This window comes from Microbulbifer mangrovi (genome assembly GCF_002009015.1).
GTDB classification, from domain to species: Bacteria; Pseudomonadota; Gammaproteobacteria; order Pseudomonadales; family Cellvibrionaceae; genus Microbulbifer; species Microbulbifer mangrovi.
In genome coordinates this window covers 1-7,084 of the sequence record NZ_LZDE01000193.1, presented here as the reverse complement: position 1 = coordinate 7,084, position 7,084 = coordinate 1, and the positions used below count along the sequence as shown (strand labels likewise).

The window sequence follows — 7,084 nt, the reverse complement described above, 5'->3', positions numbered from 1 at the left end:
GGCCGGAACGAAATGCCTCGCCTCGTTGTAGGTTTCTACCAAAGTTTCCACCAAGGCCTGGCTTTAGATGCAATTGGCTCACCAGGACGATAGATTCTTTCACTTTGCCCATCGGCGACAGTGATATCCAAAAGTAACGCTTCTTCTAGAATGAATGGGTAAATCTCATCAGCTCTCGGATACAGGATTGCTAGCATTCCCATTTTGCTTGCGAAATTGTTTAGCATTGGCCCATCTGCCCACGGACTATTTTCCATTTCAGGATCGTCTTCTGCATAGCTACACAAACAAGGATATTTATCTGTCAAAACTTTATGTAGTGCTATGAGCTTTTCATGGGTTCCAGACTTATCTTCGTAGTACTCTTCCCGTAGCTCTTCAATATATATCCAGGCTTCATCGTTGTCCTTTGGTACTTCTGTGAGTATTAAATCTAAAGTAAAACTCATACTATTTTTGACCTGTAAATCCGCAATCAGGCGCGACTTACTTTATGTGCTATTTTGCACGAAAATAGGAGCGCAGCGACCGTGCAAAAGCACATAAAATAAGACGTCGGCTGCATTGCATTGTTAGCGCCGTTACTTGCACGGAATTGCGAAATCAACGTGGTAATGCTCGTCATGCCGTACCCATGAACGCTTTTTTGAAAGCTGAATATTCTTAGATAAATATTCTCCGTGTGTTGTTTCGAGAAGTTTAGGTTGCAACTTGGGATCAAAAATTACACGCCACAAATCAAACCCTCGTTTTACCGACTCTTTATGTAGCGCAACTATATGAGCAGCCATTGCCTCATAATCTATCGTGAAATCTTCGTAAACGCCGTAATTGTCAAACTCAATTTCGTAGCCAAATTTGTTTAGAGGGCTAGTCGGCAAGTGGACTGAAGATCCAGATTTATCGGTGACTGGAACCATAAAATCTGCAGACAGACCGTTTCTGTGAGTTTTGTGCGGTTTAAATTGCCCACCTTCTTCAAATCCCATCTCAGCATATTTAAACACTTTCTCAGGATTTTTATCTTCAAGGTCTTTGTATGCAGCTAAAATTATTTCACTTACTTGGGAGTGAACATAAGTTCTTCCAGCTAATCTCGCAACTAAGCTATACCCCTCAAAATTTGATCCTGATGTGGGCAGTTGAACTCCATTCTCTAGTCTGCCATTGGATGTGGTCCCATAGCAGATGCTATCCTCGGCAATTGCTAAAGATGAGAAAAATAAAAAAACAAAAAAAATATTCTTCATGGTCTCGTAGCGCTAACAGTTTATTCAAAGGCCAGTGGCTTTACATCTCTCTGGCTACTATTTATTTTTCAAGGCTATAAATATCGATCACTTACGGATTTTGTTCAAGAAATAGGGGGGCGCTACTATATTTCGGCCAATTAGCCCTCAGTATGTGGATCGTACCTGCGCTGTCTGAGGTGAATCGTACCGATGGGCTTTCAGCTTTATATATGTAGCCGCAAGTTCCCCTCGATTTCCTCAACCAGTGAGACCGGCACCTCGTGCTCTAGCGCTAATGTTCGCCACTGCGATACCTGCTCCACCACGTTATCCACAATGCTGTCGATCTTCCTTCTGCTAAATAGCGGGCTGATCTTCTCCAGGCTGTGGATATCTTCCCGGGTGAAGTTCTCGCGCTTGCCATTCAGGCCCATCCAGTGATTGTTGACCCAGCGGCTGCCCGGTTTGTAGCTGTAGGCGAGGTCGTAGGCGGGGGCCAGTTGCCAGGTTTTCTCCTTTAGCTGGAAAGCGAAGTTCTTGGCGTGGTCGTCGTGGTTGCGGGCGACGATGTTGAACACCATGCGCAGTAGCAGTTGTTCGGCTTCTTTGGCAGAGAGTTTCAGTTGTCTCGCGACACCGAAGAGTTCGGCGTAGGAAAAAGAGCCGGGGGCTTTGTAGTCCACATGGGCCAGGCCGTTCAGAGTCTGGATATGGATCTTGTCGTTGCCGCGCCGGTCGAAGCGCTCGGTGACAAAATGCCGCCGATTGCCCTCGTGCAGTAGATGGCAGGGCATCATATCGATGCCGCAGTTGGCGGCCATTTTATGGTAGACGTATTCCATGGCGCCGAAGCCCATGGGGTCGCCGAAGGTTTCCCGGTCTTTGTTGTGCTCGCTGACGCCGTCGAACTTCATCAGGTAGTGGGTGAAGCCCTCCGGTACCTCGGTCTGCCCGGAGCGCACGTGGGTAAAGTCCTTATTGAAAGCGAGCACGGCCTTGGGGCGCGCGCCGCCGGCACTCATACCGACGGACATCAGGGCCATCATGGCCTCGCGGTTGTCCTCGCCGCTTTTGTCCAGGTGCACGTTGAAGCCGCTATGGTGGTCGAGCACTTCTTGTGCGATGGCCACCAGTTCGTCGATGGCGATGTCCTGGGAGGCGTTGAGCTTCTTTATGCGGGTGGCGGGCGCGTATTCCAGGGCGCCCATGCCGCGCTTGCCGGTGTACTGCAGCCTTTGCAGGGGGCTGATGTCTTGCGGGTGTTTGCCCTGGGCGGCCATCCAGGCGTTGAGTACCGCATTGCCGAAGTCGTCGGGGAGGGAGTCGGCGATCAGGCCGGGCAGGCCGCGAAAGGTTTCATAGCGCAGTTCCGGGAAGCTGTAGATGCGCCGCGCCAGGGGCATTTTCAGGGGGGAGAGTTCGATGCCGGTGTCGATGAAAGCGGGATCGTATTCAAAGGCGCCGACGCCGGTACCGGTGTCGAAGCTGACTGCGCCAGCGGCTTGCCCCTGGTAATCGACGCTGATGACTTCCATTACCATTCCGGTTCCTCCTGTGTGCCTTTGTCTTCTCGCTTCTGGTCCTCATCTCCGTCGTCCTTGCCGCGCTGGCCGGAGGCCCGCTGACGCTGTTTGCCCTGGAGTTTCGCGAGCTGGATCGGCGAGGGTGGCTGCGGCGGCAGGAAACTGTCCAGCTGGGCGGTGAGGTCGAGGGCCTGGAGTATGGCGACCAGAACCTCCAGCTGCGCCTTGCCTTTTTCCGCATTGAGTACCGCCTTGCGGCTGACACCGGCGCGCTCCGCGACCTCAATTTGGGTGAGGTCCCGGTTAAGACGTGCCTGCTTCAGGCGCTGGCCCAGCGCTTCGGCGATGGCAGCGGGGGATTTCTGGCTGTAGTCCATAAGGTGCTTTATAAGGGATATAAGCGCTAATTCCCCTGATTATGTTCCCTTTTGGGAATATTACAAGGTGTGGATTTAATGTTCTCTATTTCGGACTTAATGGGCCATAAAGCACTTTAGGTGCAAAAAAGTGCACTTTATGCTGGGTTTCTGCTTGAGCTGGAGTGTTCTGACCGGGTATGCATCACCGTTCACGGGGCCATCAGCTGCGCCCTCCACCCCCGCCGGGGAGGATGGCCCGCATTGTCCCTGCTGACACAATGCCGCCATAACCAGAGCCCCGCACCGCACTATTTCCGGTGTATTCGGCCGACTCAACAATAATCAGGCGGTTAATGCGATGAAACAACAGCCCAAGCTTCCCTTCTGGCAGGTGTGGAATGTCAGCCTCGGTTTCCTCGGGGTGCAGTTTGGATTTGCCCTGCAGAATGCCAATGCGAGCCGGATTCTTTCCGACCTGGGTGCCGATCTGCACTCCCTGTCCCTGTTCTGGATCGTCGCGCCCTTGATGGGGCTGATTGTGCAGCCGATCGTGGGTTCTGCCTCTGACCGCACCTGGAGCCGTTTCGGTCGTCGCAACCCCTATATCCTGTTCGGTGCCATCGCCGCGGCACTGGGTATGGCGTTTATGCCCAATGCCGGTATCGCGGTGGCCTTTGTTGCACCGATCCTGTTCGGGGGCGTGATGCTGGCGCTGATGGATGCGGCGTTCAACGTCACCATGCAGCCGTTCCGCGCACTGGTCTCGGACATGGTGCCCTCGGAGCAGCGTACCGTGGGGTATGCAGTGCAGTCGCTGCTGATCAATATCGGCGCGGTGATGGGCTCCATGCTGCCGTTTATCCTCACCAATGTGATTGGCCTGGAGAATACCTCACAGGCGGGTGAAGTGGCGCCGTCGGTGATCTGGGCCTTCTATATTGGTGCTTCGGTACTGTTGGGCTCGGTGCTGTGGACCGTGTTCCGCACCAAGGAGTACGCGCCGAAGGAATACAACGCCTACAAGGGGATCGACGAAGAGACCCTGGCGAAGGAGTTGGCGGAGCGCAAATCCCTGTCGCAGCGCCTGGGTGGTTTCTTCAAGCTGCTGGTGAGTATGCCCAAAACCATGCGTCAGCTGGCGGTGGTGCAGTTCTTCTCCTGGTTCTCCCTGTTCATCATGTGGGTATACACCACGCCAGCCATTACCCAGCACGTGTGGGGTGTGGAGGCCAAGTGGTTTGATTCCCATTACCTGGAGTCGGTGGGTGAGATCCCCGCGCATATCGCCGCCGCCAAGGGCGCTGCCGGTGACTGGGTAGGGATTATCTTCGCCGCTTATTCCCTGTTCGCTGCGCTCTTCTCCATCGTGCTGGCCCGCGTAGCTAGCAAGCTCGGCCGCAAGCCCACATACGCATTGTCGCTGCTGTTGGGTGGCCTGGGTTACATGAGCTTTGTGCTGTTCCAGGGCGGTGAAGCCACCCAGGTAAATCTGCTGATTACTGAGGTGACCGTTCCCAGTGGTGCGCTCGGCCTGCTGATTCCGATGATCGGTGTGGGTATCGCCTGGGCCGCGATTCTGGCCATGCCTTACTCGATCCTTTCCGACGCGCTGCCGGCGAGTAAAACCGGCGTGTACATGGGAATCTTCAACTTCACCATCGCCGCACCACAGATCCTGTCCGCGCTGGTGGCGGGGCCGATCCTCGCCGGTGTGTTCGACAACCAGGCCATCTATATCCTGATGCTGGCCGGTGTGTTTATGGTGTGTGGCGCCATCTCGGTGTTCTTTGTACAAGAAGAAGCGACACTGCCCGCACCGTCGGATCCGGTCGCCGCCTGATCCCTACCGTCTCCTCCAAAAGCCCCTCATCGCAGGGGCTTTTTTACTTGATACACCGATACACAGCTGTATCAGCCGTCCTCGCCTACCCGTACTACCAGCTTGCCAAAGTTCTTGCCTTCCAGCATGCCGGCAAAGGCTTCTGGGGCCTGCTCCAGGCCATCGACGACCTGCTCGCGGTATTTGATTTTGCCATTGGCGTACCAGTCCGACATTTGCTGGTAAAACTCGTCATAGCGGTGACCGTAGTCATCAAAAATGATGAACCCCTGTACCCTGAGGCGTTTGGTCAGAATTGTACCCATCAGCAGACCGAGACGGTCAGGCCCTTCGGGCAGGTTGGTGGCGTTGTACTGTGAGATCAGCCCGCATACCGGGATGCGGGCGCTGGTGTTCAACAGTGGCAGGACGCCGTCCAACACCTTGCCGCCGACATTTTCGTAGTAAATGTCGATGCCATCCGGGCAGGCCGCGGCCAGTTGTTGTTCGAAATCTGACGCGTAGTGGTCGATGCACGCATCAAACCCCAGTTCCTCCACCGCAAAACGACATTTCTCCGCGCCGCCGGCGACGCCGACCGCACGGCAGCCCTTCAGTTTTCCGATCTGTCCCACGGTTGCACCCACCGGTCCGGTCGCGGCGGCAACCACCAGGGTTTCGCCTTTTTTGGGGGCGCCGATATCCAGCAGTCCCATATAGGCGGTGAACCCGGGCATGCCGAGCACGCCGAGTGCCAGTGATGGCTGCGCAGGATTTTTGCCAAGGTTGACCAGCATGGTCCCGTCGGACAGGGCGTAATCCTGCCAGCCGCAGGTATAGGAAAGCACCCAGTCCCCCTCTGCAAAGCCATCCAGACGCGATGCCACCACACGATTGATGGTTCCACCCACCATGACATCGTCGATCGCCACCGGCTCCGCATAGGACGGCGCATCGCTCATGCGGCCTCGCATATAGGGGTCCAGGGAAAGGAAAACCGTGCGCAGCAGCACCTGTCCCTCGCCCGGTTGGGGAATATCGGTCTGTTCGAGGCGGAAGTTATCGGCGCCTGGTGCGCCCTTGGGGCGGGACGCGAGAACCAAGCGGCGGTTGTGATCGTTGGATTGGTTGAGGCTCATTGGATTTTCTCTGTTGTGGGTTCGATATGGATAGGATTCTGCAGCATTCAGTTCCCGTTAAAAGGTAATCGGAGGTAATGATTGGCCGTGTTAATAGGTTTCACTAGGTTAGTTCGCCTGCTGGAATTGAGTAGGATGCAGGGGGAATGCATGCCGTCAGGGCTGAGTCGGAAGCTGTGCGGGTGAGAGGCGGCAGTCCCGGATAGGTTGCCGAGCGCGCCATTTTTACCGAAAGCTTTGTAATCGTTTACATAATCGTGTGATTAATTGTATAAATATGCCATTGGCCTCTCGCCCTGATTTCGCGTAGCGTTGAAGGAAGCGGCGCAAGCTGGCTGATTAAAGAATAAATTGGAGCCGCAAAGCGGCCCGCAGTGATTGAGAGAATAAAAATGAATACTACCGTCAGCAGTGATGCGGGCGTCGAGGCCCTGCGCCCGGAGTCCAGTCTTTCTGAAACCAACCTCTCAGAAACCAATCATGGTCTGGTCATCGCCATCAGCGGTGTGGCCACCATCGGCGGCTTCCTGTTCGGCTTCGACAGCGGTGTAATCAATGGCACCGTGGATGGTCTGCAGGCTGCGTTCAACTCCGATAGCGCGGGCACCGGCTTCAATGTGGCATCGATGCTGCTCGGTTGTGCCATCGGCGCATTCTTCGCCGGCACCCTGGCGGACAAATACGGCCGCAAGGCACTCCTGATTGCTTCCGCAATCATGTTCATCGTTTCTGCCTGGGGCTCCGGTATTGCCACCGGCTCCCTGGAGTTTGTCTTCTATCGGATTCTCGGCGGCCTCGCGGTCGGTGCCGCCAGTGTGATGACCCCCGCCTATATCAGTGAGGTGGCACCCGCGGCCTACCGGGGACGGTTGGCCACGGTACAGCAGGTGGCGATCATCAGCGGCCTCACCGCTGCGTTCCTCAGTAACTACGCCATCGCTAAATTCGCCGGCGCTTCCACCACCGAGTTCTGGATGGGCTTTGCGGCTTGGCGCTGGATGTTCTGGATCGA

General features: G+C 55.3%; 7 protein-coding genes. 2 read left to right on the top strand and 5 right to left on the bottom strand.

What is annotated here, in order from left to right; genetic code table 11:
- Positions 1-35: 35 nt before the first annotated feature.
- The 4 genes from B4U49_RS01910 to B4U49_RS01895 all read right to left on the bottom strand — a co-directional run bounded on the left by B4U49_RS01910 (position 36) and on the right by B4U49_RS01895 (position 3,132).
- Entirely contained in the window at positions 36-449 is a 414-nt protein-coding gene (locus tag B4U49_RS01910) for a hypothetical protein (protein ID WP_078082892.1), read from the bottom strand.
- 132 nt (positions 450-581) lie between these two features.
- Positions 582-1,250, bottom strand: coding sequence for a penicillin-insensitive murein endopeptidase (locus B4U49_RS01905; RefSeq protein WP_078082891.1), 669 nt, complete (start codon positions 1,248-1,250; stop codon positions 582-584).
- A 206-nt stretch (positions 1,251-1,456) separates the two neighbouring features.
- Positions 1,457-2,767 (bottom strand): type II toxin-antitoxin system HipA family toxin, encoded by a 1,311-nt coding sequence (locus tag B4U49_RS01900; RefSeq protein ID WP_239692432.1) that lies wholly within the window; start codon positions 2,765-2,767, stop codon positions 1,457-1,459.
- Positions 2,767-3,132: a helix-turn-helix transcriptional regulator gene (locus tag B4U49_RS01895; RefSeq protein ID WP_078082889.1), complete on the bottom strand. Its 366-nt coding sequence runs from the start codon at positions 3,130-3,132 to the stop codon at positions 2,767-2,769. Before B4U49_RS01895 ends, B4U49_RS01900 begins: the two co-directional genes overlap by 1 nt.
- A 340-nt stretch (positions 3,133-3,472) precedes the next feature.
- Between B4U49_RS01895 and B4U49_RS01890 the strand changes: the two genes are divergently transcribed.
- Positions 3,473-4,954 carry an MFS transporter gene (locus tag B4U49_RS01890; protein WP_078082888.1) on the top strand — a complete coding sequence of 494 codons (1,482 nt, stop codon included), beginning with the start codon at positions 3,473-3,475 and terminating at the stop codon, positions 4,952-4,954.
- Between the two features lie 71 nt (positions 4,955-5,025).
- Here the strand turns inward: B4U49_RS01890 and B4U49_RS01885 are convergent, their stop codons facing one another.
- On the bottom strand, positions 5,026-6,072 hold the full coding sequence (locus B4U49_RS01885) for an NADP-dependent oxidoreductase (RefSeq protein ID WP_078082887.1): 1,047 nt from the start codon (positions 6,070-6,072) through the stop codon (positions 5,026-5,028).
- A 392-nt stretch (positions 6,073-6,464) separates the two neighbouring features.
- Between B4U49_RS01885 and B4U49_RS01880 the strand changes: the two genes are divergently transcribed.
- Positions 6,465-7,084 (top strand): MFS transporter (locus tag B4U49_RS01880; protein ID WP_239692431.1); only part of this gene is annotated, 620 nt, incomplete at its 3' end.